The 24,602-nt window shown below is 73.1% G+C and carries 20 protein-coding genes; 18 read left to right on the plus strand and 2 right to left on the minus strand.

Annotated features, from left to right (window positions below):
- The first annotated feature begins 32 nt into the window (after positions 1-32).
- The 17 genes from hpt (at position 33) to CXY01_RS15330 (ending at position 20,462) form a co-directional block, all read left to right on the plus strand.
- Positions 33-587 carry a hypoxanthine phosphoribosyltransferase gene (gene hpt / locus CXY01_RS15250; RefSeq protein WP_146928580.1) on the plus strand — a complete coding sequence of 185 codons (555 nt, stop codon included), beginning with the start codon at positions 33-35 and terminating at the stop codon, positions 585-587.
- A gap of 120 nt (positions 588-707) precedes the next feature.
- Complete coding sequence (ftsH, locus tag CXY01_RS15255) at positions 708-2,735, plus strand: ATP-dependent zinc metalloprotease FtsH (protein WP_146928583.1); 2,028 nt, start codon at positions 708-710, stop codon at positions 2,733-2,735.
- Positions 2,736-2,776: 41 nt separating this feature from the next.
- Positions 2,777-3,376, plus strand: coding sequence for a GTP cyclohydrolase I FolE (folE, locus tag CXY01_RS15260; RefSeq protein ID WP_146928689.1), 600 nt, complete (start codon positions 2,777-2,779; stop codon positions 3,374-3,376).
- A gap of 102 nt (positions 3,377-3,478) precedes the next feature.
- Entirely contained in the window at positions 3,479-4,360 is an 882-nt protein-coding gene (folP, locus tag CXY01_RS15265; protein ID WP_146928692.1) for a dihydropteroate synthase, read from the plus strand.
- A 2-nt stretch (positions 4,361-4,362) separates the two neighbouring features.
- Positions 4,363-5,661 (plus strand): 2-amino-4-hydroxy-6-hydroxymethyldihydropteridine diphosphokinase, encoded by a 1,299-nt coding sequence (folK, locus tag CXY01_RS15270; protein ID WP_146928695.1) that lies wholly within the window; start codon positions 4,363-4,365, stop codon positions 5,659-5,661.
- On the plus strand, positions 5,661-6,152 hold the full coding sequence (locus CXY01_RS15275; protein WP_146928586.1) for a DUF3180 domain-containing protein: 492 nt from the start codon (positions 5,661-5,663) through the stop codon (positions 6,150-6,152). The genes folK and CXY01_RS15275 overlap by 1 nt, the downstream gene beginning before the upstream one ends.
- Positions 6,153-6,172: 20 nt before the next feature.
- Positions 6,173-6,682: a PH domain-containing protein gene (locus CXY01_RS15280; protein ID WP_146928590.1), complete on the plus strand. Its 510-nt coding sequence runs from the start codon at positions 6,173-6,175 to the stop codon at positions 6,680-6,682.
- A complete protein-coding gene (locus tag CXY01_RS15285; RefSeq protein ID WP_246125396.1) occupies positions 6,679-8,373 on the plus strand; it encodes a PH domain-containing protein in 1,695 nt (564 codons plus the stop codon). Before CXY01_RS15280 ends, CXY01_RS15285 begins: the two co-directional genes overlap by 4 nt.
- On the plus strand, positions 8,370-9,347 hold the full coding sequence (locus CXY01_RS15290) for a Rossmann-like and DUF2520 domain-containing protein (protein ID WP_146928594.1): 978 nt from the start codon (positions 8,370-8,372) through the stop codon (positions 9,345-9,347). Before CXY01_RS15285 ends, CXY01_RS15290 begins: the two co-directional genes overlap by 4 nt.
- Positions 9,344-10,249, plus strand: coding sequence for a pantoate--beta-alanine ligase (gene panC / locus CXY01_RS15295; protein ID WP_146928599.1), 906 nt, complete (start codon positions 9,344-9,346; stop codon positions 10,247-10,249). Before CXY01_RS15290 ends, panC begins: the two co-directional genes overlap by 4 nt.
- Positions 10,246-10,698, plus strand: a complete 453-nt coding sequence (gene panD, locus CXY01_RS15300; RefSeq protein WP_146928603.1) for an aspartate 1-decarboxylase — start codon at positions 10,246-10,248, stop codon at positions 10,696-10,698. The genes panC and panD overlap by 4 nt, the downstream gene beginning before the upstream one ends.
- Positions 10,695-12,386, plus strand: a complete 1,692-nt coding sequence (locus CXY01_RS15305; RefSeq protein ID WP_146928607.1) for an L-aspartate oxidase — start codon at positions 10,695-10,697, stop codon at positions 12,384-12,386. The genes panD and CXY01_RS15305 overlap by 4 nt, the downstream gene beginning before the upstream one ends.
- A 188-nt stretch (positions 12,387-12,574) precedes the next feature.
- The gene (locus CXY01_RS15310) at positions 12,575-17,311 is read left to right on the plus strand and encodes an endo-1,4-beta-xylanase (RefSeq protein ID WP_186813423.1); all 4,737 of its coding nucleotides are present in this window, start codon (positions 12,575-12,577) and stop codon (positions 17,309-17,311) included.
- A 108-nt stretch (positions 17,312-17,419) separates the two neighbouring features.
- Positions 17,420-18,313 carry a carboxylating nicotinate-nucleotide diphosphorylase gene (gene nadC, locus CXY01_RS15315; protein WP_146928614.1) on the plus strand — a complete coding sequence of 298 codons (894 nt, stop codon included), beginning with the start codon at positions 17,420-17,422 and terminating at the stop codon, positions 18,311-18,313.
- Positions 18,314-18,352: 39 nt separating this feature from the next.
- Positions 18,353-19,873: a lysine--tRNA ligase gene (gene lysS, locus CXY01_RS15320; RefSeq protein ID WP_146928619.1), complete on the plus strand. Its 1,521-nt coding sequence runs from the start codon at positions 18,353-18,355 to the stop codon at positions 19,871-19,873.
- Complete coding sequence (locus CXY01_RS15325; protein WP_146928622.1) at positions 19,870-20,058, plus strand: hypothetical protein; 189 nt, start codon at positions 19,870-19,872, stop codon at positions 20,056-20,058. Before lysS ends, CXY01_RS15325 begins: the two co-directional genes overlap by 4 nt.
- Before the next feature lie 71 nt (positions 20,059-20,129).
- The gene (locus CXY01_RS15330; protein ID WP_146928625.1) at positions 20,130-20,462 is read left to right on the plus strand and encodes a histone-like nucleoid-structuring protein Lsr2; all 333 of its coding nucleotides are present in this window, start codon (positions 20,130-20,132) and stop codon (positions 20,460-20,462) included.
- 63 nt (positions 20,463-20,525) lie between these two features.
- On the opposite strand, the gene xylB is transcribed toward CXY01_RS15330, so the two are convergent.
- Together xylB and xylA are read right to left on the minus strand one after the other, a co-directional pair.
- Entirely contained in the window at positions 20,526-21,929 is a 1,404-nt protein-coding gene (gene xylB / locus CXY01_RS15335; RefSeq protein WP_146928629.1) for a xylulokinase, read from the minus strand.
- 91 nt (positions 21,930-22,020) lie between these two features.
- Positions 22,021-23,208, minus strand: coding sequence for a xylose isomerase (gene xylA / locus CXY01_RS15340; protein ID WP_146928633.1), 1,188 nt, complete (start codon positions 23,206-23,208; stop codon positions 22,021-22,023).
- Positions 23,209-23,285: 77 nt separating this feature from the next.
- On the opposite strand from xylA, the gene CXY01_RS15345 reads away from it, so the two are divergent.
- Positions 23,286-24,503, plus strand: coding sequence for an ROK family protein (locus CXY01_RS15345; protein ID WP_146928636.1), 1,218 nt, complete (start codon positions 23,286-23,288; stop codon positions 24,501-24,503).
- Positions 24,504-24,602: the final 99 nt, after the last annotated feature.

The following is a 24,602-nucleotide window of genomic DNA, read 5'->3' on the forward strand; positions in this document are numbered from 1 at the left end:
CGGCACGGGCGGATCAAGAGGAGCGAACTGCGGTGGACCCTGCGGACATGGGCGACGACCTCGAGCGGGTGCTGCTCTCCGAGGAGCAGCTGCACGAGCGGCTCGACGAGATCGCGGCGCAGATCGACGCCGACTACGAGGGCAAGGACCTGCTCCTGGTGGGTGTCCTCAAGGGTGCGGTCATGGTGATGGCGGACCTCGCGCGCCGCCTGCACTCGTCGGTGCAGATGGACTGGATGGCGGTCTCCTCGTACGGCTCGGGCACCAAGTCCTCGGGCGTCGTGCGGATCCTCAAGGACCTCGACGCCGACCTCACCGGCCGGCACGTGCTCATCGTCGAGGACATCATCGACTCCGGCCTGACGCTGTCCTGGCTGCTGTCCAACCTGCGCTCCCGCGGCCCGGCGACGGTCGAGATCGCGACGATGCTGCGCAAGCCGGAGGCGTCCAAGGTCGACGTCGACGTCCGGTACGTGGGCTTCGACATCCCGAACGAGTTCGTCGTCGGCTACGGCCTGGACTACGCCGAGAAGTACCGCAACCTGCCCTTCGTGGGCACGCTCGCCCCGCACGTCTACGGCGCCTGAGCGCTCGTCCTGCCGGAGTGCGCCCTCGGTGAACACGGTCCGGATCCCTCAGGAACTCCGTGTAACTTCGAGGCCACCAGTCCCGCGAGCGGAGGTTGAGGGGCTCTGCCCCGATCGCCCATGAACGTCAAGCGACTAGCCCGTGGCCCCATCCTGTGGGTCGTCATCGCCGTGATCCTGCTGTACATCGGCGCGTCCACGCTCGCGGCCCCGAAGATCAGCAAGATCGACACGTCGGACGGCATGACGCTGATCGCGGACGGCAAGGTCGAGCAGGCCAAGATCACCGAGGGCGTCCAGCGGGTCGACCTGACGCTCGCCGAGGACTTCACCAAGGGCGACGACAACCTGGGCAAGCTGGTCCAGTTCAACTACGTCGTGCCGCAGGGCGAGGCGGTGGTGACCGCCATCGCGGACGCCGACCTCGACGAGGGCTACACGTCGGTCGTGCCGCAGACGGCCTGGTGGGCCAGCCTCCTGAGCTTCATCCTCCCGTTGATCATCATCCTGGCGATCTTCTGGTTCCTGATGTCGAACTCGCAGGGCGGCGGCTCGCGCGTCATGAGCTTCGGCAAGTCCAAGGCGAAGCTGGTCAGCAAGGAGTCTCCGCAGGTCACGTTCTCGGACGTCGCGGGTGTCGACGAGGCGGTCGAGGAGCTCCAGGAGATCAAGGAGTTCCTCGCCGAGCCGGCCAAGTTCCAGGCCGTCGGCGCCAAGATCCCCAAGGGCGTCCTCCTGTACGGCCCTCCCGGGACGGGCAAGACCCTGCTGGCCCGCGCGGTGGCCGGCGAGGCGGGCGTGCCGTTCTACTCGATCTCCGGCTCGGACTTCGTCGAGATGTTCGTCGGCGTCGGCGCCAGCCGTGTCCGTGACCTGTTCAACCAGGCCAAGGAGAACGCCCCCGCGATCATCTTCATCGACGAGATCGACGCCGTCGGCCGCCACCGTGGCGCCGGCATGGGCGGCGGGCACGACGAGCGCGAGCAGACCCTCAACCAGATGCTGGTCGAGATGGACGGCTTCGACGTCAACGCCAACGTCATCCTCATCGCGGCCACCAACCGGCCGGACATCCTCGACCCCGCGCTGCTGCGCCCGGGCCGGTTCGACCGTCAGGTCGCGGTGGACCCGCCCGACCTCAAGGGGCGCGAGCGGATCCTGCAGGTGCACTCGCAGGGCAAGCCGATGGCGCCGCACGTCGACCTCAACGTGGTCGCCCGACGGACGCCCGGCTTCACCGGTGCGGACCTGGCCAACGTCCTGAACGAGGCCGCGCTGCTCACGGCCCGCACCGGCCAGCAGACGATCACGGACCACACGCTGGACGAGGCGATCGACCGCGTCATCGCCGGACCGCAGAAGCGCACGCGGATCATGAACCCCAAGGAGATCAAGATCACCGCGTACCACGAGGGCGGTCACGCCCTGGTCGCGGCGGCGCTCCGGTACACCGACCCCGTCACCAAGGTGACGATCCTGCCCCGTGGACGTGCGCTCGGGTACACGATGGTCATGCCGACCGAGGACAAGTACTCGACCACCCGCAACGAGCTGCTGGACACGCTGTCGTACGCCATGGGCGGGCGCGTGGCCGAGGAGCTCGTGTTCCACGACCCGACGACGGGCGCCAGCAACGACATCGAGAAGGCGTCGGCGACGGCCCGCAAGATGGTCACGCAGTTCGGCATGAGCGCCCGGCTCGGCGCCATCCAGCTGGGGCAGGCCTCGGGCGAGGTCTTCATGGGCCGCGACATGGGCCACGGACGTGACTACTCCGAGGACGTCGCCGCCTCCATCGACCTCGAGGTCCGCGCCCTGATCGAGCGCGCGCACGACGAGGCCTGGGAGATCCTGGTCGAGTACCGGGACGTGCTCGACGCCCTGGTGCTCGAGCTGCTCGAGAAGGAGACGCTCAACCAGGAGCAGCTGGCCACGATCTTTGCGCCGATCACCAAGCGACCGCCCCGCCAGGTCTGGCTGTCCAGCGAGCAGCGCGCCGTCTCCGAGCGTCCGCCCGTGATGACGCCCGCGGAGCTGGCGGCGCAGAACGGCCACCCGATCATCCCCGAGGACGAGGCGGCCGAGGCGTTCGGCCACCCGACGGACCAGATCATCGAGGTCCCCCCGTCGCAGACGCCGGACGCGTAGGGGCGATCGTGAGCGCACAGGGTGACGGCACCCCCTCGAGCATCGGGCCGGTGACGTTCACCGGCGCGGCCGTGGGCGAGTACGACCAGGACCGCGTCGAGGCGGCCATCCGTGAGCTGCTGGTCGCGGTCGGGGAGGACCCCGACCGCGAGGGGCTGCGCGAGACCCCGGCGCGGGTCGCGCGGGCGTACCGGGAGATCTTCGCGGGTCTGTACCAGGAGCCCGCCGACGTCCTGACCACCACCTTCGACCTCGGCCACGAGGAGATGGTGCTGGTGAAGGACATCGAGGTGTTCTCCACGTGCGAGCACCACCTGGTCCCGTTCCACGGCGTCGCGCACGTCGGGTACATCCCCGCCGCGGACGGCCGCATCACCGGCCTGAGCAAGCTCGCCCGGCTGGTCGACGTGTACGCGCGCCGACCGCAGGTGCAGGAGCGGCTGACGTCGCAGATCGCCGACGCGCTCGTGGCCGAGCTGCAGCCGCGCGGGGTGATCGTGGTGATCGAGTGCGAGCACCTGTGCATGTCGATGCGCGGCGTCCGCAAGCCCGGCTCGCGCACGGTGACCTCCGCGGTCCGCGGGCAGATGCGGGACGTCGCCACCCGGGCCGAGGCCATGAGCCTCGTGCTCGGTCGCTGACGCCCTCGTCGGCAGACCCCTAGGCTCGGCACCGTGACTGGCCCCTCCGCCCGCCCGGCGCCGCTCCCGACGCGGTTGCACCGGCTCGACCGGACCCTCGTCATGGGCGTCGTCAACGTCACCCCGGACTCGTTCTCGGACGGGGGCCGCTGGTTCACGCCCGGCGCTGCTGTGGCGCACGGCCTCGAGCTGGTGGCGCACGGTGCGGACCTGCTGGACGTCGGCGGGGAGTCGACCCGGCCGGGTGCGCGCCGGGTCGCGGTCGACGACGAGCTGGCCCGGGTGCTGCCGGTGATCGAGCAGCTGGTGGCGCACGGCGCGACGGTGAGCATCGACACGACCCGCGCGGTGGTCGCACGCGCGGCCGTCGAGCGCGGTGCCTCGATCATCAACGACGTGTCCGGCGGCCTGGCCGACGACGCGATGTACGGGGTCGTGGCGCAGACGGGGGCGGTGTACGTCGCGATGCACTGGCGCGGGCACGCGGACGTCATGGACGACCTCGACGACTACGACGACGTGGTGACCGACGTGCGCCGCGAGCTCGCCGCGCGGGTCGCGGCGCTGCGTGCGGCCGGGGTGCGGGACGAGCAGGTGGTGCTGGACCCGGGTCTGGGCTTCGCGAAGGCGGGGAGCAGCAACTGGCCGCTGCTCGCGCGGCTGCCGGAGCTGGTGGCGGACGGGTTCCCGGTGCTGGTCGGCGCCAGCCGCAAACGGTTCCTCGGGCACCTGCTGGCCGGTCCGGACGGCGAGCCGGCACCACCGCTCGCGCGGGACGGCGCGACCGCCGCGGTCTCCGCGCTGGCCGCCGCGGCGGGAGCGTGGTGCGTGCGGGTGCACGAGGTGGCAGGCTCGGCCGACGCGGTGCGCGTCGCGGCCGCGTGGCGGGGCGTGCAGAGCCCGCACGGGCCGGTCGCCGAGCACGATGACGACGACGAGCTGCCGGTGGACGAGGACGCGAGAACGGGCGGGAGCACGCGGTGACCATGAACGACGAGGGCCGACAGGACGCGCTGGACACCAGCGGGCGCCGGCTCGACCAGATCAGGCTGACGGGCATCACGGCGCTCGGCTACCACGGCGTGTTCGAGCACGAGCGTCGGGAGGGGCAGACGTTCGTCGCGGACGTCGTGGTCCACCTCGACACGCGCCGGGCGGCCGCGCGCGACGACCTGGCGCACACGCTCAACTACGGCGAGCTCGCGGAGCAGGTCGCGGCGGTCCTCTCGGGCGAGCCGGTGGAGCTGATCGAGACGGTCGCGGAGCGCATCGCGGCGACCGTCCTGGCGTCGGGGGTCGTGCAGGCGGTCGACGTGGCGGTGCACAAGCCCAACGCCCCGATCCAGGTGCCGTTCGGCGACGTGGTCGTCGCCATCCACCGCGACCGCAGCAAGCTGCCCGCCGCGGAGCCGTACGTCGCGCGGGTGGCTCAGGAGGCTCAGCCCGTCTCCCGACCGGTCCCGACGTCGACCGCGACGTTCCCCGTGACCCCGGCACCGGGAGCGCCGGTCGTGCCGGCGTCCGGCCCGGCTCCTGCGGCGTCGCTCGTGCCGTCCGGGGCCTGGTCCGACGCGGTCGCCCCCGCCCCCGGTGCGTTCTCGGGCGGCCCCGACGGCCCGTCCACCGAGCTCGAGCCGGTACCGGCGGGTGAGGCGGTGGTCGTCGGCGAGCTGGTGACGGACTCCCTCGACCAGGAGCCGCAGGAGCCCGTCGAGGTCGTGCTCGCCCTCGGCGCGAACCTGGGACCGGCGCAGGACACCCTCCGGGACGCCGTGACCGACCTGGCCCGGACCCCGGGGGTCGAGGTGCGTGACGTCTCGGCGCTCGCCCGCACGTCTGCGGTCGGCGGGCCGGAGCAGTCCGACTACCTCAACACGGTCGTCCTGGCGACCACGACGCTCTCCCCGCGTGCGCTGCTGCGGGCCACGCAGGCGATCGAGAACGCGCACGGTCGCGAGCGCCACGAGCGCTGGGGCCCGCGCACGCTCGACATCGACATCGTGCTGTACGGCTCGGTGCTCGCCGTGACGGACGACCTCGAGCTCCCGCACCCGCGGGCGCACGAGCGCGCGTTCGTGCTGCAGCCGTGGGCACAGGTGGACCCGGACGCGATCCTGCCCGGGCTCGGCGGCGGACCGGTCGGTGCGCTCGCCGCGACGGCACCGGACCGTGACGGCGTCCGCTGGCTGGCCCTCGACTGGCTGACCACCGCCATCCCCGCCGTCAGCGGTGACACCGGGGCCGTCCCGGCCGGGCAGCCGGGTCCGGAGGCCCAGGACACGTGATGCACCGCACGCGCTGGCAGACGCTCCTGCTGGTCACAGCCGTCGCGGCGGCCGTCACGTGGATCGTCCTGCGCGCCGTCGCGGACCGTGGCGGGATGCTGCCGTCGGTCCCGCCGCTCGTGGTCGCCGTCGAGCTGCTCATCGCCGGGATCGTGTTCTCCATGGGCTGGGCCGTCCGGCAGTTCCTGCGCGGCAAGCGGCCCCTGCTGGACCCGATCCGCGCGGCGCGCACGGCGGTGCTGGCCAAGGCGTCGTGCTACACCGGCGCCCTGCTGGCCGGGTGGTACGGCGGGCAGGTGCTGGCGCTGGTCACGGACCTGAGCGTGCCGGGCAACGGGTCCCGCGCGATCGCCGCCGGCATCGCGACGGCCGGGGCCGTGGTGCTCGCCGTCGTCGGTCTGGTGGTCGAGTGGTTCTGCCGGGTGCCTCCGCCCGAGGCCGGGTCCGAGGCGGCGCACGAGAGCCCCGCGGCGGATCCCAGCGGCCCCTGAGCGGATGGAAGGATGAGCTCATGACCTCCGACGCCGTCCCCGGCACCCGCGAGCCGTTCGACCCGACCGACGTCACGTGGACGCCGGTGTCGAGCCGGCTCGTCGGCGCGCGCCTGACGGTCACGGCCATCGTGCTCGCACCGATCCTCGTGCTGCTGGTGCTCCTGGCGGTGCTCGTCGGCGCGGCCTGGCTCTGGGCGTTCCCCGCCGTGGTGGTGCTGCTCGTCCTGTGGATCCTCTGGCTCGTGCCGCGGCAGGTGCGTGCGCTGGCCTACGCCGAGCGGGCGGACGACCTGCTGGTGCGACGCGGCATCATGTTCCGCTCGCTCGTCGTGGTGCCGTACGGCCGGATGCAGTACGTCGACGTCAACGCCGGTCCGATCGCGCGCAAGTTCGGGATCGCGTCCGTCCAGCTGCACACCGCCTCGTCCGCCACGAGCGCGTCGATCGAGGGCCTACCGCCGCACGAGGCCGCGCGCCTGCGCGACCGCATGGCGTCCCGCGGCGAGGCGCGGCTGGCGGGACTGTGACCAGCACGCCCGAGACCCCCAGCACGCACAGCGCACCCGAGCCGCCCAGGAGCGCGCCCGACGTCGACGGCGTCAGCGACGAGGACGTCACCGGCTGGCGGCGGATGCACCCGGTCACCCCGGCCCTCAAGGGCTGGAAGGTCCTGGTCGCCGTCCTGGCCATCGGCTGGTTCCAGGTGGGCGAGAACATCGAGCAGGCCATCGACCTCCTGCACGGCCCGGCGTTCCTCGCGCTCATCGGCGGCATCCTGCTGATCGGCCTCATCGGGTTCGGGTACTCCGCGATCGCGTGGCGCGTGACCCGGTTCGCCGTCACCGACGAGGCCGTGCACCTGCGGACCGGCATCCTGTTCCGGCAGCAGCGGCAGGCGCGGCTGGACCGGCTGCAGGCCGTCGACGTGGTGCAGCCCCTGCTCGCGCGGCTGGTCGGCCTGGCGGAGCTCAAGCTCGAGGTGGCCGGGGGGAGCGGGTCCGCCGTGTCGCTGGCGTTCCTGCGCGAGGCGGACGCGGAGGCGCTGCGGGCCGAGCTGCTCGCGCTCTCCGCGGGGCTGCAGCGGCCCGGCTCGGTGCCGGTGGCGCCGCCGGCCGACGGCGCCGAGGCGGATGCGCCCGCGCCGGTGGCTCCCGTGCCGTTCGAGGTCGCCCCGGAGCGGCAGGTGTACGAGCTGCCGATGGGCCGGCTGGTGCGGGCGACCCTGCGGTCGGGGGCCGTGCCGGTGCTGCTGCTGGTGGCGGCGGGTGCGATCACGCTGGCCGTCGTGTCCCGGGACATCAGTGCGGCGTTCGTGCTCGTCGCGCCGCTGTTCGCGGGCGTGACCTTCGTGTGGAGCCGGATCAACCAGGGGGCCAACTTCCGCGCCGCGATCTCGCCCGACGGCATCCGGCTGCGGCACGGGCTCACGGAGGCGCGCGCGCAGACCGTGCCGCCCGGGCGGGTGCAGGCCATCCGCCTGCGGCAGGGTCCGCTGTGGCGCGGTCCGGACTGGTGGCGCGTCGAGATCAACGTGGCCGGCTACGGCCAGGGCGACCAGCAGCAGCGGGACACGGTGCTGCACCCGGTGGCCACGCGCGACGAGGCGATGACCGCGCTCTGGCTGGTGCTGCCCGACCTGGGGGTGCAGGACCCGACGGAGCTCGTCACCGCGGCCCTGACCGGCAGGGACGACGACGGCGGGTTCACCCCGGCGCCGCGCCGGGCGCGCTGGGTGGACCCGGTGGGCTGGCGGCGGCACGGGGTGCGGGTGACCGAGCGGGCCCTGGTCACCCGGTCCGGCCGGATCTGGCGCAGCGTCGACGTCGTGCCGCACGAGCGCACGCAGTCCCTCGGGCTCGAGCAGGGTCCGATCCAGCGTCGGCTCGGGCTGGCGTCGTTCGTCCTGCACTCGACCCCCGGACCGGTCTCGCCGCGCGTCAACCACCTCGACGCCGCGGTCGCCGCGGAGCTGCTCGACGAGCAGGCCGAGCGGGCCAGGAACGCCCGGGCGACCGCGACGCCCGAGCAGTGGATGCGCGCGGTGGGGGCACCGACGCCGGCCGTCCCGAACCCGGTGCCGACGACGGCTCCTGCGGGTGAGGTCCCCGGTGCAGGGTCGACGGTGCCGACGGGCCCGACGACGGCTCCGGCGGGCGAGGTTCCCGGTGCAGGGTCGACCGGGTCGCCGGTCCCGCCGGCCGCCGGAGCGGACGGATGACGCCACCGGACCCGGCAGATCGCCCGGGCCGGCTGGGTGTCGGTGTCATCGGCTCGGGACGGGTCGGTGCGGTGCTCGGCAACGCGCTGCGCAGCGCGGGGCACCCGGTGGTCGCGGTCTCGGCGATCTCGGAGGCGTCCCGCGAGCGCGCGGCGGCGCTGCTGCCGGGCGTGCCGGTGCTGGACATCCCCGAGGTGGTCCGGCGCGCGGAGCTCGTGCTGCTCACGGTCCCGGACGACGCGCTGGCGGACCTGGTGCGCGGGCTCGCGGACCTGGGCGCGTGGCAGGTGGGCCAGATCGTGGTGCACACGTCGGGTCGGTTCGGGGTGGACGTGCTGGCGCCGGCGCGGGCGGCGGGGGTCATCCCGCTGGCGCTGCACCCGGCGATGACGTTCACGGGCACGTCGCTGGACCTGGCCCGGCTGGTCGGCTGCTCGTTCGCGGTGACGGCCCCGTCGCCGGTGCTGCCCATCGGCCAGGCCCTGGTCGTGGAGATCGGCGGCGAGCCGGTGGTGCTGGCGGAGGAGGCGCGCGGGCTCTACCACGCGGCCCTGGCGCACGGCGCGAACCACCTCGTCGTGCTCGTCGCGCAGGCCGCGCAGGCGCTGGCGGCGGCCGGTGTCGGTGACCCCGGTCGGATGCTCGGCCCGCTGCTGGAGGCGGCGCTGGACGGTGCGCTGCGCGCCGAGTCGGCCGGGGGGTCCGGGGCGATCGCCGCGCTGACCGGCCCGGTGCGCCGCGGCGACGCGGGGACGGTCCGGGAGCACGGTGTGGCGCTGACCACGTTCGCGGCCGCCACGGGGGCGGTGGACGTCGTTGCGGGATACCGTGCCCTGGCGCGCTCGGCGACCGGGCGGGCGCTGGCCGCGGGCCTGATCTCGCCGGCCGCGGCACAGGAGCTGCTGGACGGCATCACCGAGGATGCCGGGGCGTTGCAGGTGGAGGACGGGCCGGACCCGCAGGAGGACGAATGACCACGCAGACCACGACGCCGACGCTCGTGCACACGCGCGAGGCGCTGGCCGCGGCGCTGGCCGTGCAGGACGTGCAGGCGGTGCCGCGCACCGAGGGGTACGCGGGGACCGCGCACTCCGCCCGGCCGCACCGGCGGGCGGTCGTGATGACCATGGGGGCGCTGCACGCCGGGCACCTCTCGCTGGTCGCGCGGGCTCGCGAGCTGGCGGACGCCGTCGTGGTGACGATCTTCGTGAACCCGCTCCAGTTCGCACCGTCGGAGGACCTGGCGCGGTACCCGCGCGACCTGCAGCGCGACCTCGCGCTCCTGTCGGGCCCCGGCCTGCTGGGTCCGGACGACATCGTCTTCGCACCCGGACCGGAGGTCGTCTACCCGGACGGGGACCCGGTCGTGCGCGTCAGTGCCGGGCACATCGGGGACGTCCTCGAGGGGGTCAGCCGGCCCGGCCACCTCGACGGGGTCCTCACGGTCGTGCTCAAGCTGCTCCACCTGACGCGGCCGGGGGTGGCGCTGTTCGGGGCCAAGGACGCGCAGCAGCTGGCGGCGGTGCGTCGGATGGTCCGTGACCTCGACGTGCCCGTCGTGATCGAGGCGGCGCCGATCGTCCGCGACGAGGACGGCATCGCCCTGTCCAGCCGCAACGCCTACCTGAGCGACGAGGAGCGCGGCCGCGCGCTCGGGCTGTCCCGGGCGCTGCGCGCGTCCGGCAGCGCCGACCAGATCCGCGGCACCGCGCGCGCCGCCCTGGCGGAGACCGACGTCGACTACGTCGCGCTGGTCGACCCGGAGACGTTCGCCGAGGTCCCCGCAGACTTCGTCGGCGAGGCCCTGCTGCTGGTCGCGGCGACCGTCGGGACGACCCGGCTCATCGACAACGGCCCTGTGGAGGTCCGCCCGTGACGTCACTGACGCGCACGATGATGACGGGCAAGATCCATCGCGCCACCGTGACGCAGGCGGACCTGCACTACGTCGGCTCGATCACCGTCGACGCGGACCTGCTCGCCGCCGCGGACGTCCTGCCCGGGCAGCAGGTGGACGTCGTCGACGTCACCAACGGCGCCCGCCTGACCACGTACGCCATCGCCGGCGAGCCGGGGTCGGGTCAGGTCTGCATCAACGGCGCCGCCGCGCACCTGGTGCACCCGGGGGACATCGTCATCCTCATCGCGTACGGGCAGCTCTCCGACGCGGAGTCCCGCACGTACGAGCCGCACGTCGTGCTCGTCGACGGCGCCAACCGGGTCGTGTCCGTCGGGGACGACCCCGGTCAGGTCCCGGAGGGCTGGGAAGGGCTGCAGCCGAGCGGGCTGCCGTTCGCCGAGGGTCGTTCGTCGGTCGCTCGGTGACCCGGCTCGCCACGCGGCTGGCAGCCCCGGAGCCCGGCTGGACGGTCGAGGCCGACGCGGTCGTCGTCGGCTCGGGCATCGCGGGCCTGACCGCGGCGCTGGAGCTGCGCACGCGCGTGCCCCGGGTCCTGCTGGTCACCAAGGACATCCTCGCGTCGGGGTCGACCGTGTGGGCGCAGGGCGGCATCGCCGCGGCGCTGGACCCGTCGGACTCGCCCGCGGCGCACCTGCAGGACACGCTGGTCGCCGGTGCGGGCCTGTGCGACCCCCGTGCGGTCGAGGTGCTGGTCACCGAGGGGCCGCGACGCGTCCGCGAGCTGGTGGCGCGTGGTGCCGTGTTCGACACCGGCGCGGACGGCAGCATCTCGCTGACCCGCGAGGGCGGGCACCACGCCGACCGCATCGCGCACGCCGGCGGCGACGCCACGGGGGCGGAGATCTCCCGCGCGCTCGTCGCGCAGATCGAGGCCGTGCGCGACGACCCGGGCATCGAGGTCATCGAGCACGCCCTCGTCCTCGACGTGCTCACGGGCCCGCCCGGCCCGGACGGCCGTCCCGGGCGTGCGTGCGGCGTGACGCTGCACGTGATCGGCGAGGGGCAGCGCGACGGTGTCGGTGCGGCCCTGGGCCGCGCGGTCGTGCTGGCGACCGGCGGCATCGGGCAGGTCTTCCGCTCGTCCACCAACCCGGCGCAGGCGACGGGTGACGGGATCGCCGCCGCCCTGCGCGCCGGCGCGGTGCTGGGCGACGTGGAGTTCGTGCAGTTCCACCCGACCGTGCTGTGGCTCGGCTCCGGCGTGAAGGGCCAGCTGACGCTGGTGTCCGAGGCGGTGCGGGGCGAGGGGGCGCTGCTGCTCGACACCGACGGTGTGCGGTTCATGCCCGACGTGCACCCGATGGCCGAGCTGGCTCCGCGGGACGTCGTCGCGCACGCGATCGTCCGGCGGATGAGCGAGACCGGGTCCGACCACGTGTGGCTGGACGCCCGGCACCTTGGCGACGACTTCCTGCGCTCGCGGTTCCCGACGATCAACGACCGCCTGCTCGAGCACGGCATCGACATGACGACGGACCTGGTCCCCGTCGCGCCGGCGCAGCACTACCACTCGGGCGGGGTGGTCACGGATCTCGTCGGGCGGACCAGCCTGCCCGGCCTGTACGCGGTGGGGGAGACGGCCTGCACAGGCGTGCACGGCGCCAACCGGCTGGCGTCGAACTCCCTGCTCGAGGGGCTGGTGTTCGCCACCCGCGCGGCCCGGCACATCGCCACGCAGGTCAGCGGCGGAGCCCTCACCCTGCTCACGCCGGAGACCCGGCCGGGCGACGAGGCCCTGGTCGCTGCGGCGTCCCGTGCCCGGGTGCAGCGGATCGCGTCCGACGGACCCGGCCCGCTGCGCTCGGGGGACGGGCTGCGGCGGGCGGTGGCGGCGCTCGAGGCCGTGCGCACCGACGCGCACCTGCGCACCGACGAGGGCCGCCGGCTGGCCGCCCCGCAGGTGGCCGAGTGGGAGACGACGAACGTGCACCAGGTGGCGACCGTGCTGACGGCGGCCGCTCTCGAGCGCGAGGAGAGCCGCGGCGGGCACGCGCGCAGCGACTTCCCGGTCCCCGTGGACGCCTGGCGGCTCCGGCTGGAGCTCTCGCTGCGCGACGGGACGCTGGTGTCGCGGCGCTCGTCACTCGCCTGAGTGAATCCCGACACTATCGGCATAACGATCGATACCGTCGGAGAGTTTCGATACCTCCAGCACTAGTGTCCTGCCCGCGCGCTGCTTACCCTCTCCCAAGGATCGCCCGAAAGAGGGGCATACGTCTGCGCAAAGGAGCGTCGATGAGACACGCACGCACGTCACGGAATCGTCTCGAAACTATCGGGGTGGCACTGGCCACCGCCCTCGCGGTCGCCGCGGTCCCCGCCGCAGTGGTCAGCACGGGAACGGCGGCGCTCGCCGCGGACACCACCATCGTCTCCACGGACTTCTCCGACGGCACGCTCGGCGGCTGGACGCAGAGCGGCGGCCCGACGCTGTCGTTCGTCGACGTGGACGGCGACCAGGCGCTGCAGGTCGCCAACCGCACGGAGGACTTCGACGGCATCCAGACGCCGGCCGGCCTGTTCGCCGACGTCGAGCCCGGCACGGAGCTGACGCTGTCGATGCGCGCACGGCTGGCTGCCGACACGGTCGGGTCTCCCGGGGTGCGCCTCGTCGCGAAGCCCGCCTACACGTGGGTCGGCAACACGACCATGACGGCCGACGCGTGGACCACCGTGACCGGCACGTACACCGTGCCGGCCGACGCCGACCCCGCGGCGCTGCAGGTCTACGTCGGCACGGGCGCGCTCGACGCCCCCTACACCTACCTCCTCGACGACATCGTGATCACGGCGCCCGCCGCCACCCCGTCGGTCGAGACGATCGTGTCGACCGACTTCACTGACGGCACCTACAGCGACTGGGCCGCCAGCGGCGGCGCGACGCTGTCGGTGGTCGACGTCGAGGGCAACCCCGCGCTCCAGGTGGCCGACCGGACCGAGGACTTCGACGGCATCCAGACCGCTGCCGGCCTGTTCGCCGACGTGGAGCCCGGGACCGAGCTGACGCTCTCGATGCGCGCACGGCTGGCTCCCGACACGGTCGGGTCCGCCGGGGTGCGCCTCGTCGTGAAGCCCGCCTACACGTGGGTGGGCAACACCACGATGACCGCGGACGCGTGGACCACGGTGACCGGCACGTACACCGTGCCGGCCGACGCCGACCCCGCGGCGCTGCAGGTCTACATCGGCACGGGCGCGCTCGACGCCCCGTACACCTACCTGGTCGACGACCTCACGATCACCGCCCCGGCGGACGGTGAGGAGCCGGAGACCCCGGACGTCCTGCCCGGTGGTGCGCTGAACCCCACGACGACCCCGGTGAGTGCGGCGCAGGGCACCGGCGACCGGTCCGCCCTGACGTTCGACGACGGCCCCAACGGCGCCGACACGACCGAGCTGCTCGACTTCCTGGCGGCCAAGGACCTCCAGGCCACGTTCTGCGTCATCGGGCAGAACGTCCAGGCGCCCGGCGGCGCGGACCTCCTGAAGCGGATCGTCGCCGACGGCCACACGCTCTGCAACCACGGCACGTCCTACGACGTCCTCGACGGCACGCAGGCCGAGGTCGAGCAGGACCTGGCCGACAACCTGACGATCATCCGCACTGCCCTGGGCAACCCGTCGGCGCAGGTGCCGTTCTTCCGCGCCGCCAACGGCGTGTGGACGGACGCGAACCGGGCCGCCGCGGTGGCCCTCGGCATGCAGCCGCTCGCGGTGACCAACACGATCGGCGACTGGGAGACCCAGGACGAGGCCACGCTCACCACGCGGCTGCGCACGGCCATGAAGAGCGGCGAGGTCGTGCTGATGCACGACGGCGGCGGCTCCCGGGCCGGCACCGTCGCGGCCGCCAAGACCGTCATCCAGGAGCGCCTGGACGAGGGCTGGGCCTTCACGCTGCCCGCCGTCACGCTCGCTCCGAGCCAGCCGCCGGGAACCGCCGTGATCAGCGCGGACTTCGAGGACGGCCTGCAGGGCTGGGTCCCTCGGGCGACCGACACCGGCCAGGGCACCCTGGCGGTCACGACCGAGCTCGCGCACGGCGGCGCACAGTCCGCCGTGCTGACCGGGCGCGCCTCGCAGGGGCACGGGATCGGGTTCGACGCCACCGGCGTGCTGATCCCCGGCACCAGCTACGAGTACTCGGCGTGGGTGCGGTTCGCGCCCGGCCAGACGGTCGACGACATCTGGCTGAGCCTGGCCCGCACGGTCGGCGCCAGCACCTCCTACGACACGCTCAAGCAGTTCACGGGCATGTCGAACAGCGAGTGGGTGGAGGTCACCGGCACGTTCCAGATGGCCGCGGCCGACTCGGCGCTGCTGTACTTCGAGACGCCGTGGGAGAACGGGGACCCGGGCAACACGTCCGACTTCCTCGTCGACGACGTCGTGGTCAAGGTCCAGGACCCGCTACAGGTGCAGGACCTGACGCCGATCAAGGACACGGTCGACTTCCCGGTGGGCGCGGCGATCGACAGCCGTGAGCAGACCGGGGCGCAGTCGGAGCTCCTCCTGCGCCACTTCGACCAGGTCACGTCCGAGAACTACATGAAGCCCGAGGCCTGGTACGACGCCGAGGGCACGTTCACGCCGCACCCCGAGGCCGACGCGATCATGCGGTACGCGCAGGACAACGGGATCGACGTGTACGGGCACACGCTCGCGTGGCACAGCCAGACGCCGGCCTGGTTCTTCCAGGACGAGGCGGGCGTGCCGCTCACGACGAGCGAGGCCGACCGCCAGGTGCTCCGCGACCGGCTGCGGACGCACATCCACTCCGTCGCCCAGCACCTGAGCGACACCTACGGCGAGTTCGGCAGCGACACCAACCCGCTGGTCGCGTTCGACGTGGTCAACGAGGTGGTCAGCGACAGCGGCGAGTTCGCCGACGGGCTGCGCCGCAGCGAGTGGTACCGGATCCTGGGCGAGGAGTTCATCGACCTGGCGTTCCAGTACGCGGACGAGTCGTTCAACGACGAGTTCGCCGCCGCGGGCGCCGACCGTCCGATCACCCTGTTCATCAACGACTACAACACCGAGCAGGGCGGCAAGCAGGCTCGCCTGCACGCCCTGGTCGAGCGCCTGCTCGAGCGCGGTGTCCCGGTCGACGGCGTGGGGCACCAGTTCCACGTCAGCCTCGCGATGCCGGTGTCGGCGCTCGAGGCGGCCATCGTCGCCTTCGAGGACCTCCCCGTGGTGCAGGCGGTCACCGAGCTCGACGTCACCACCGGCACCCCGGTGACCGACGGGAAGCTCGTCGAGCAGGGCTACTACTACCGCGACGCGTTCCGGATCTTCCGGGCGCACGCCGAGAGCCTGTTCTCGGTCACGGTGTGGGGCCTCACCGACGGCCGCAGCTGGCGCAGCGACTCCGGCGCACCGCTCGTGTTCGACGACCTGCTGCAGGCCAAGCCGGCGTACTTCGGGATCGTCGACGACGAGCTGCCGGCCCGGCAGCGCACGGCGAACGTCTTCGCCGAGGACGTGCCGCTGACCGACCCGACGTCCGACGTCCGGTGGTCCCAGCTGCCGCTGAACGTCATCGACGACTCGACCGCCTTCCAGCTCCGCTGGGCGCCCGACAACCTGACGGCGTACGTCCGGGTCGACGACGCGACGGCGCAGGACACCGACGCGATCGAGATCGCCTACGCCGGCCAGACCGTCACGTTCAGCAGGGACGGTTCCGGCGACGTCGACGGCGTGGTCACCCAGACCGACGGCGGCTACGAGGCCGTCGTGAAGCTCCCGCTGACCACCCCGGTGGCGGAGGGCGGCACGCTGCCCTTCGACGTCCGGGTCACGGACGGCGCGGACACGGTGGCCTGGAACACCCCGGGGGCGGTGGGCACGCTCACGCTCGTCGAGCCGCTCTCGTACGCCGAGGTGGGTTCCGTGGAGACGGCACCCGCGATCGACGGCGAGGAGGACTCCTCCTGGGCCGACGCCACCACCGTCCGCACCGACAAGCAGACCAACGGCACCGGTGGGGCGACCGCGGAGGTCCGCACCCTCTGGAAGGACAACACGCTGTTCGTGCTCGCGGAGGTCACCGACCCGGTCGTGGACGTCACGGGCTCCGACCCGTGGATCCAGGACTCGGTCGAGATCTACGTGGACCCGGGCAACTACAAGAACGGCTCCTACCGGTACGACGACACGCAGATCCGGATCAGCGCGACCAACGTGGTCTCGTTCGGCACGGGTGACGAGGCGTTCCAGCAGAACCGGCTGGTCAGCGCGACGCGCCTGACCGACACCGGGTACGTCGTCGAGGCGTCGATCAGCCTCCTCGAGGACGGCGGCGCCGGCAGCTTCCAGGGGGTGGACTTCCAGGTGAACGACGCCAGCAACGGCGCGCGCACCTCGATCCACAACTGGGCCGACCCGACCGGCGCCGGCTACCAGAGCACGGCCCGCTGGGGTGTGCTGCGGCTGGTCGAGTCGGAGGTGGACGTCCCGTCGTCGACCACCACGCTGACGGCAGCGCCGTCGAGCCAGGTGTTCGGCTCGTCGTCGCGGGTCACCCTAACCGCCACGGTGACGGCCGACGTGGCCGTGGCAGGAGCCGTCGAGTTCGTCGCCGGAGACACCGTGCTGGGCACCGCGAACCTGCGGGGCGGCACGGCCACCCTGCGGCTGCCGGCGTCCACGCCCTCCGGCAGCTACGACGTCGTCGCCCGGTACGCCGGTGACGACACGGTGACGGGCTCGGAGTCGGCGGCGGTCACGGTGGTCGTGGAGAAGGTCACCACGACGACCGGGCTGTCGGTGACCCGCGGGTTCCTGTTCATCCCGTCGATCGCGGTGGCCACGGTCGCCACGAACAACGGGAAGCTCCCGTCGGGAACGATCGAGATCCGTGAGGGCACCACGGTGGTCAAGCGGCTCAGCGTGGTGCTCGGCATCGCGATCGGGACCGTCCCGTCGGGCAAGCACACGTACACGGCGACGTTCGTCCCGAACGACACCGCGAACGTGAGCCCGAGCACGAGCGCACCCGTCAAGACGCGCTGACGGACCAGGCCGGGGCCCGCGTCGTCCTTCGACGCGGGCCTCGGTCGTGCCCTCCGGAGTGGCGTCGTCCGGGCGGGACGGTCGGCCGCACGCCGGTAGCGTGACGCCGTGACCGCGCCCACCCCTGCCCTCGACCCCGCCTGGATCGCCCGCACCGTGGCGGTCGCCCTCGACGAGGACCTCGGCCCGGAGCCCGGCCGGGACGTCACCACGCAGTCGACGATCCCGCCGGAGTCGACGGGTGCCGCCGACCTCGTCGCGCGCCAGGACGGTGTCGTCGCGGGGCTCGTGGTGATCCCCGAGGTCGTCGGCCAGGTCGCCGCCCGGCTCGGCCTGCCGATGGCGACCGTCGACCAGCGCGTCCCGGACGGCACCCGGGTGTCCCGCGGAGACGTGCTGGCCGTGCTGACCGGTCCCGTGCAGGTCCTGCTCGTGGCGGAGCGGACGCTGCTCAACCTGGCCTCCCGGGCGTCCGGCGTCGCCACGCACACGCGCCGCTGGGCCGACGCGCTGGAGGGCACGGGCGCGCTCGTGCTGGACACCCGCAAGACGACCCCCGGGCTGCGCGCCCTGGAGAAGTACGCGGTGCGCTGCGGCGGCGGCACCAACAAGCGCATGGGCCTCTACGACGTGGCGATGGTCAAGGACAACCACGTCGTGGCCGCGGGCTCCGTGTCGGCCGCGGTGGCCGCCGTCCGCGAGCGGTACCCGGACGTGACCATCCAGGTCGAGGCGGACACGCTCGACCAGGCGCTGGAGGCCGTCGCCGCGGGCGCCCGCTTCCTGCTGCTGGACAACATGGCGACGCCGCTGCTGGCGGAGGTGGTGGCCGCGGTGCGGGCGGTCGACGCGGAGGTCGAGCTGGAGGCCACGGGCAACCTCACGCTCGACCGCGCGCGCGAGGTCGCGTCGACGGGGGTCGACTACCTGTCGGTGGGTGGACTGACGCACTCGTCGCCGATCCTCGACCTGGCGCTCGACCTGGAGCCGACCGGCCGGTGACGCGCCGGCCGGCCCGTGGCGCGCCGGTAAGATCGTCCGGTGAGCGAGACGCCCGAGAGCACCCCTGCACCCGACGACGCCCCTGAGCAGATCCGGGTGCGGCGCGAGAAGCGGGACCGCCTGCTCGCGTCGGGCGTCGAGGCGTACCCGGTCGGGGTGCCGCGCACCCACACGATCGCGCAGGTGCGTGCGGAGCACCCGGACCTGGAGCCGGGCCAGGAGACGGACGACGAGGTCGGCGTGGCCGGCCGCGTGGTGTTCGTCCGGATCGGCGGCAAGCTCTGCTTCGCCACGCTCCAGGACGGTGAGGGCAACCGCCTGCAGGCCATGTTCAGCCTCGCGGCGGTCGGGGAGGAGCGGCTCGCCGCCTTCAAGACCGACGTCGACCTCGGCGACCACCTGTTCGTGCACGGCCGTGTGATCAGCTCCCGTCGCGGCGAGCTGTCGGTCTTCGCCGACGCGTGGCAGATCGCGGCGAAGTCGCTGCGCCCGCTGCCCAACCTCTACGAGGGCGTGGAGCTCTCCGAGGAGGCCCGGGTCCGGCAGCGCTACGTCGACCTCATCGTGCGGCCCAAGGCCCGCGAGACGGCCCGCCAGCGTCCCGCGCTCCTGCGCTCGCTGCGGGACAACTTCCACCGCCGCGACTTCGTCGAGATCGAGACGCCGATGCTGCAGACGCAGCCCGGCGGCGCCACGGCCCGGCCGTTCGTCACGCACATGAACGCGTTCGACATGGACCTGTACCTGCGTATCGCCCCCGAGCTGTTCCTCAAGCGCGCGCTGGTCGGCGGCATCGAGCGGGTGTTCGAGATCAACCGCAACTTCCGCAACGAGGGGGCGGACTCCACGCACTCCCCGGAGTTCGCGATGCTCGAGGCGTACGAGTCCTACGGGGACTACGACACGATGGCGGCGCTGACCCAGGACCTGGTGCAGACGGCGGCGCAGGACGTGCTCGGCACGTCCGTGGTCGTCATGCCGGACGGCGAGGAGTACGACCTCGGTGGCGACTGGGCCCAGCTGAGCATGTACGGGTCGCTGTCGGAGTCGCTCGGTGAGCAGATCACCCCGCAGACGCCCCTGGACATGCTCGCCGCGTACGCGGACAAGCTGGGTGTCGAGACGGACGCCAAGCGCGTGAGCCACGGCAAGCTGGTCGAGCTGCTCTGGGAGCACCAGGTGGGCGACCACCTGTTTGCCCCCACATTCGTGCGCGATTTCCCGGTGGAGACCAGCCCGCTCGTGCGTGATCACCGCGCCATCCCCGGTGTGGTGGAGAAGTGGGACCTCTATGTGCGCGGGTTCGAGCTCGCCACGGGGTATTCCGAGCTCGTCGACCCGGTGATCCAGCGGAGGCGCTTCGAGGCTCAGGCGCTGCTGACCGCGGCGGGCGACGACGAGGCCATGCGCGTAGATGAGGACTTTCTCACAGCAGTCGAGTACGCGTTACCTCCCGCGGGCGGCATCGGGCTCGGGATCGACCGGTTGCTCATGGCCCTGACCGGGCTCGGTATCCGCGAGACGATCCTGTTCCCCCTCGTGAAGCCGCTCGGCTCATGAACCCGCTGTTCACCGCGCTCGCCGCGCTCCTGCCTTCCATCGGCGTCGGATTGCTGTTCTGGTTCGCCATCCGCGCGCTGGTCAATGCCGACCGAACCGAGCGTCAGGCATTGGCCAGAATGGACGCGGCCGAACGGCAGGCAGAACTCGCCGCCAATAAAGAGGAATCCGGCCCCGCCGTTTGACGCCTTATTGTGCCGATGCGATAGTGAACGCGACAGGCATTTCCCCCCGCATCTGCATGATGGAGAACACAATGGCGCAGAAGGTTCAGGTCCTGCTGGTCGACGACATCGACGGCGGAACTGCAGACGAGACCGTGACGTTCGGGCTCGACGGCGTCACCTATGAGATCGACCTGACGTCCGGTCACGCCGGCGAGCTGCGCGACTCGTTCGCGCAGTGGGTCGGTCACGCACGCAAGGTCGGCGGCCGCACGGCCGCGAAGTCGACCGCTCCTCGTGGACGGCGCTCGTCGTCCGGCGACGCCCAGGCGATCCGGGAGTGGGCCAAGGAGCACGGCCACCACGTGTCCGAGCGCGGACGCATCTCCGCGGAGGTCAAGGCCGCGTACGACGCGTCCCACTGACACCCGCTCCACAGCACGACGACGAGAGCCCGGCCCGGGGGGGTGCCGGGCTCTCGTCATGCTCTAGGCCGGACGGACCCCGGTGAGCTCGCGCACGGCGGCGTACTGCTCGCGGACGCGGGGCTCCGGAGCACCGGTGCACACCGTCGCCTCGGACGCCGAGCTCCACGACGGCGGGGTCGCGGACCCGGAGAGCACCCACGCGGCCTGGCGGGCGGCCCCGTCGGCGACGTACTCCCCGGGCGTGGGCACGTGGACGTCCAGCCCGAGCACCGACGGCGCGATCGCCCGGACGGCCGCCGACTGCGCGCCGCCACCGATCAGGAACAGGCGCTGGACCGCGACCCCCTGCGCCCGGAGCGCGTCGATGCCGTCGGCGAGCGCGCAGAGCATGCCCTCGACGGCGGCCCGTGCCACGTGCGCCGGCGTCGTGTTGGCCAGGCGCAGGCCGTGCAGCGCACCGGTCGCGTCGGGCTTGTTGGGCGTGCGCTCGCCCTCCAGATAGGGCACGAGGACGAGACCGTCGGCGCCCGCCGGGGCGGACATCGCCAGCGCGGACAGGCCGGCGTGGTCGACGCCGAGCATCCGGGCCGTCGCGTCGAGCACGCGCGACGCGTTCAGCGTGCAGGCGAGCGGGAGGAAGCCGCCCGCCGCGTCGGCGAACCCGGTCACCAGGCCCGAGCCGTCGGCCGTCGCCGCCGACGCGATCGCCGAGACGACGCCGGAGGTGCCGATCGAGACCGCGACGTCACCGGGCTGCAGGCCCAGGGCGAGCGCCGCAGCGGCGTTGTCGCCCGCACCCGGTCCGAGGACGGCGCCGCCGGTGGTCCGGGGTCCGGCCTCCGACGGGCCGAGCACGCGGGGGACCAGCGCGTCGTGGCCCAGCGCCAGCTCCAGCAGGTCGTGCCGGTAGTCCTCGGCGGCGGGTGACCAGTAGCCGGTGCCGGACGCGTCGGAGCGGTCGGTCACCAGGGCGTCGAGGCCCGTGGCTCCCGCGAGGCGCCACGTGAGCCAGTCGTGGGGGAGGGCGACGGCCGCGACGCGTGCGGCGTTCTCCGGCTCGGCATCGCGCAACCAGCGCAGCTTGGTCACGGTCAGGGACGCGACGGGCACGGAGCCGACCGCGTCGGCCCACGCCTGCGGCCCGCCCAGCTCGTCGATGAGCTGCAGCGCGGCCGGCGCCGACCGGGTGTCGTTCCACAGCAGCGCGTCGCGGACGACCTCGCCGCGGGAGTCGAGCGCCACCATGCCGTGCTGCTGGCCGCCGACCGAGACGGCGTCGACGTCGTCAAGACCGCCCGCGCTGACGACGGCGGACTGCAGGGCGTCCCACCAGTACCAGGGCGCCACCTCGGTGCCGTCGGGGTGCGACGCGCGCCCGGAGCGCACGAGCGCACCGGTGTCCGCGTCACGGACGACGACCTTGCAGGACTGCGTCGACGAGTCGATGCCGGCGACGAGAGCCATGGTCTACCTCCAGGTGAACCCGCAACGTCCGCGCTCGTGCGGGGTGGGACCCGACGGAGCGCGGACGTTGCGGTGGAACGGACGGGACAGGTCAGCGGGCGCCGAGGGCGTGCTCGAGGGCCAGCTGGTTGAGGCGGACGAAGCCGAAGCCGTGCTCGGCGACGGCGTCGACGTCGAGGTCCTCGTAGGCGGAGCGGTCGGCGAGCAGGTCGGCCAGGGTCTCGCCCTCGGCCAGCGTCGGCTGCGCGAGCTCGAGCACGCCGGACTCCTCGAACGCCGCCTGCACCTCGGGGTCGGCGCGGAACGCCTGCGAGCGCTCCTTGAGCAGCAGGTAGGTCGCCATGTTGGCCGACGCGGAGTCCCACACGCCCTGGAAGTCCTCGGTGCGCGACGGCTTGTAGTCGAAGTGGCGCGGGCCGTCGTACGTGGGGCCGCCGGACGGGAAGCCGTTCTCGATGAGGTCCACCGTGGCGAACGCCGAGAACAGGTCGCCGTGGCCGAACACCAGGTCCTGGTCGTACTTGATGGACTTCTGGCCGTTCAGGTCGATGTGGAAGAGCTTGCCCGCCCACAGCGCCAGCGCGATGCCCTGGGTGTAGTTGAGGCCCGCCATCTGCTCGTGCCCGACCTCGGGGTTCAGGCCGACGATGTCGGAGTTCTCGAGGCGGTCGATCAGCGCGATCGCGTGGCCGATCGTCGGCAGCAGGATGTCGCCGCGGGGCTCGTTGGGCTTGGGCTCGAGCGCGATGCGCAGGTCGTAGCCCTTCTCCTTGATGTACGCGGCGACCGTGTCGATGCCCTCGGCGTAGCGGTCGTGCGCGGCGTTGAGGTCCTTGGCGGAGTCGTACTCGGCGCCCTCGCGGCCGCCCCACATGACGAACGTGTCGGCGCCGAGCTCGGCGGCCAGGTCGACGTTGCGGACCACCTTGCGCAGGCCGTAGCGGCGCACGCGGCGGTCGTTGGACGTGAACGCGCCGTCCTTGAAGATCGGGTGGCTGAACGTGTTGGTGGTGACCATCTCGACGGTGATGCCGGTCTCGTCGAGAGCGCCCTTGAAGCGGGCGAGGATGCGGTCGCGCTCGGCCGCGTCGGAGCCGAACGGGACGACGTCGTCGTCGTGGAACGTCACGTGCGCGGCGCCCAGCTCGGCCAGCTTGTGGACCGACTCCACCGGGTCGAGCCAGGGGCGGGAGGCCGAGCCGAACTGGTCCTGGGCGTTCCAGCCGACCGTCCAGAGGCCGAACGAGAACTTGTCTGCACGGGTGGGCTGCGCTGCCATCACGCGTCTCCTCATCGAGTCATTGCGGTTTAGTTTGCCGGATGAATTTATCCCGGGAAACCGGTAGGGTCAAGCGCATGCCGACGCCCGAACCCCGCGACCCGTCGCGCGTGGCCCGGCAGGCGCAGATGCGCGACCAGAACCTCGGGGTCGCGCTGCGCGGCATCGTCGATGCCCCCGAGCCGGTCTCCCGGGCCCAGCTCGCGGCCTCCGAGGGGCTCGCCCGCGCCACCGTCTCCGGGCTCGTGGACCACCTCATCGAGGCGCGCCTGGTGCGGGAGCTCGACCCCGCGCAGACCCAGCGCGCCGGCCGCCCGGCCGTCCCGCTCGCACCCGCCCGGGGGACCGTCGCCGGGGTCGGCATGGAGGTCAACGTCGACTACCTCGGCGTCCGCGTGATCGACCTCGCCGGGGACGTGCTGGCCGAGCACGTCGAGCTCGACGACCTGCGCGGGGCCGACGCCGCCACGGTCCTGGACCGCCTCGCCGCGCTCGTCGCGCCGGTGGTCGACGGGCTGCGCGCCGGCGGGGTCCGCCTCGCCGGCACCACGCTCGCGCTGCCGGGGCTCGTCGACCGGGTCACCGGCCCCCTACGCGTCGCACCGAACCTCGGCTGGCGCGACGTCGACGTCGTCGGTGCCCTCTCCGGCCCGGCCGCGCCCACCGTCCTGTCCGCGCTCCCGCCGCGCGTCGGCAACGAGGCCAACCTGGCCGCCCGCGCCGAGGCCCACGCCCGGCGCGGCTCACCCAGCTTCGCGTACGTCTCCGGCGAGGTCGGCATCGGTGGTGCGATCGTCCTCGACGGCGACATCTTCCCCGGCCGGCACGGCTGGTCCGGCGAGATCGGGCACATCGTCGTCGACGCCTTCCGCGGGCCGCACCCCGCCGACGGGAGCCTCGAGGCGCTGGCCGGCCAGGACGCCATGCTGCGCGCCGCCGGCCTCCCGGCGACCGCCCGCCTCGACGCCCTGCTCGACGCGCTGCGCGCCGGCGACGCGCGCGCGGAGGCCGCCGTCGCGCAGGCCGCGCGTGCGCTCGGCGTCGCTCTGGCCAACGTGGCGAACGTCGTCGACGTCGGCGAGGTGGTCCTGGGCGGGACCTTCGGCCAGCTCTTCGGGCACGTGCACGACGAGGTCGCCGCCCGCCTGCAGGAGCTCGTGATCTTCTCCCCGTGGTCGCCCCTGCTGGTCTCCCCGGCCCGCGCCGGCCAGTACCCCGCGATGACCGGCGGCGCGCTCGCCGCACTGTCCCGGGTCCTCACGGACCCGGCGGAGTGGCTCCGCACCCAGGCCTGACACCGTCGCAGCTCAGGTCGCTGGGACGAACGGACGGTGGCTGCGCAACGTCCGCACCTCGGAGTGCTGGAACGCGCTTCTGTGCGGACGTCCCGACGG

Source organism: Cellulomonas xylanilytica (assembly GCF_007989805.1).
Taxonomy (GTDB): Bacteria; Actinomycetota; Actinomycetes; order Actinomycetales; family Cellulomonadaceae; genus Cellulomonas; species Cellulomonas xylanilytica.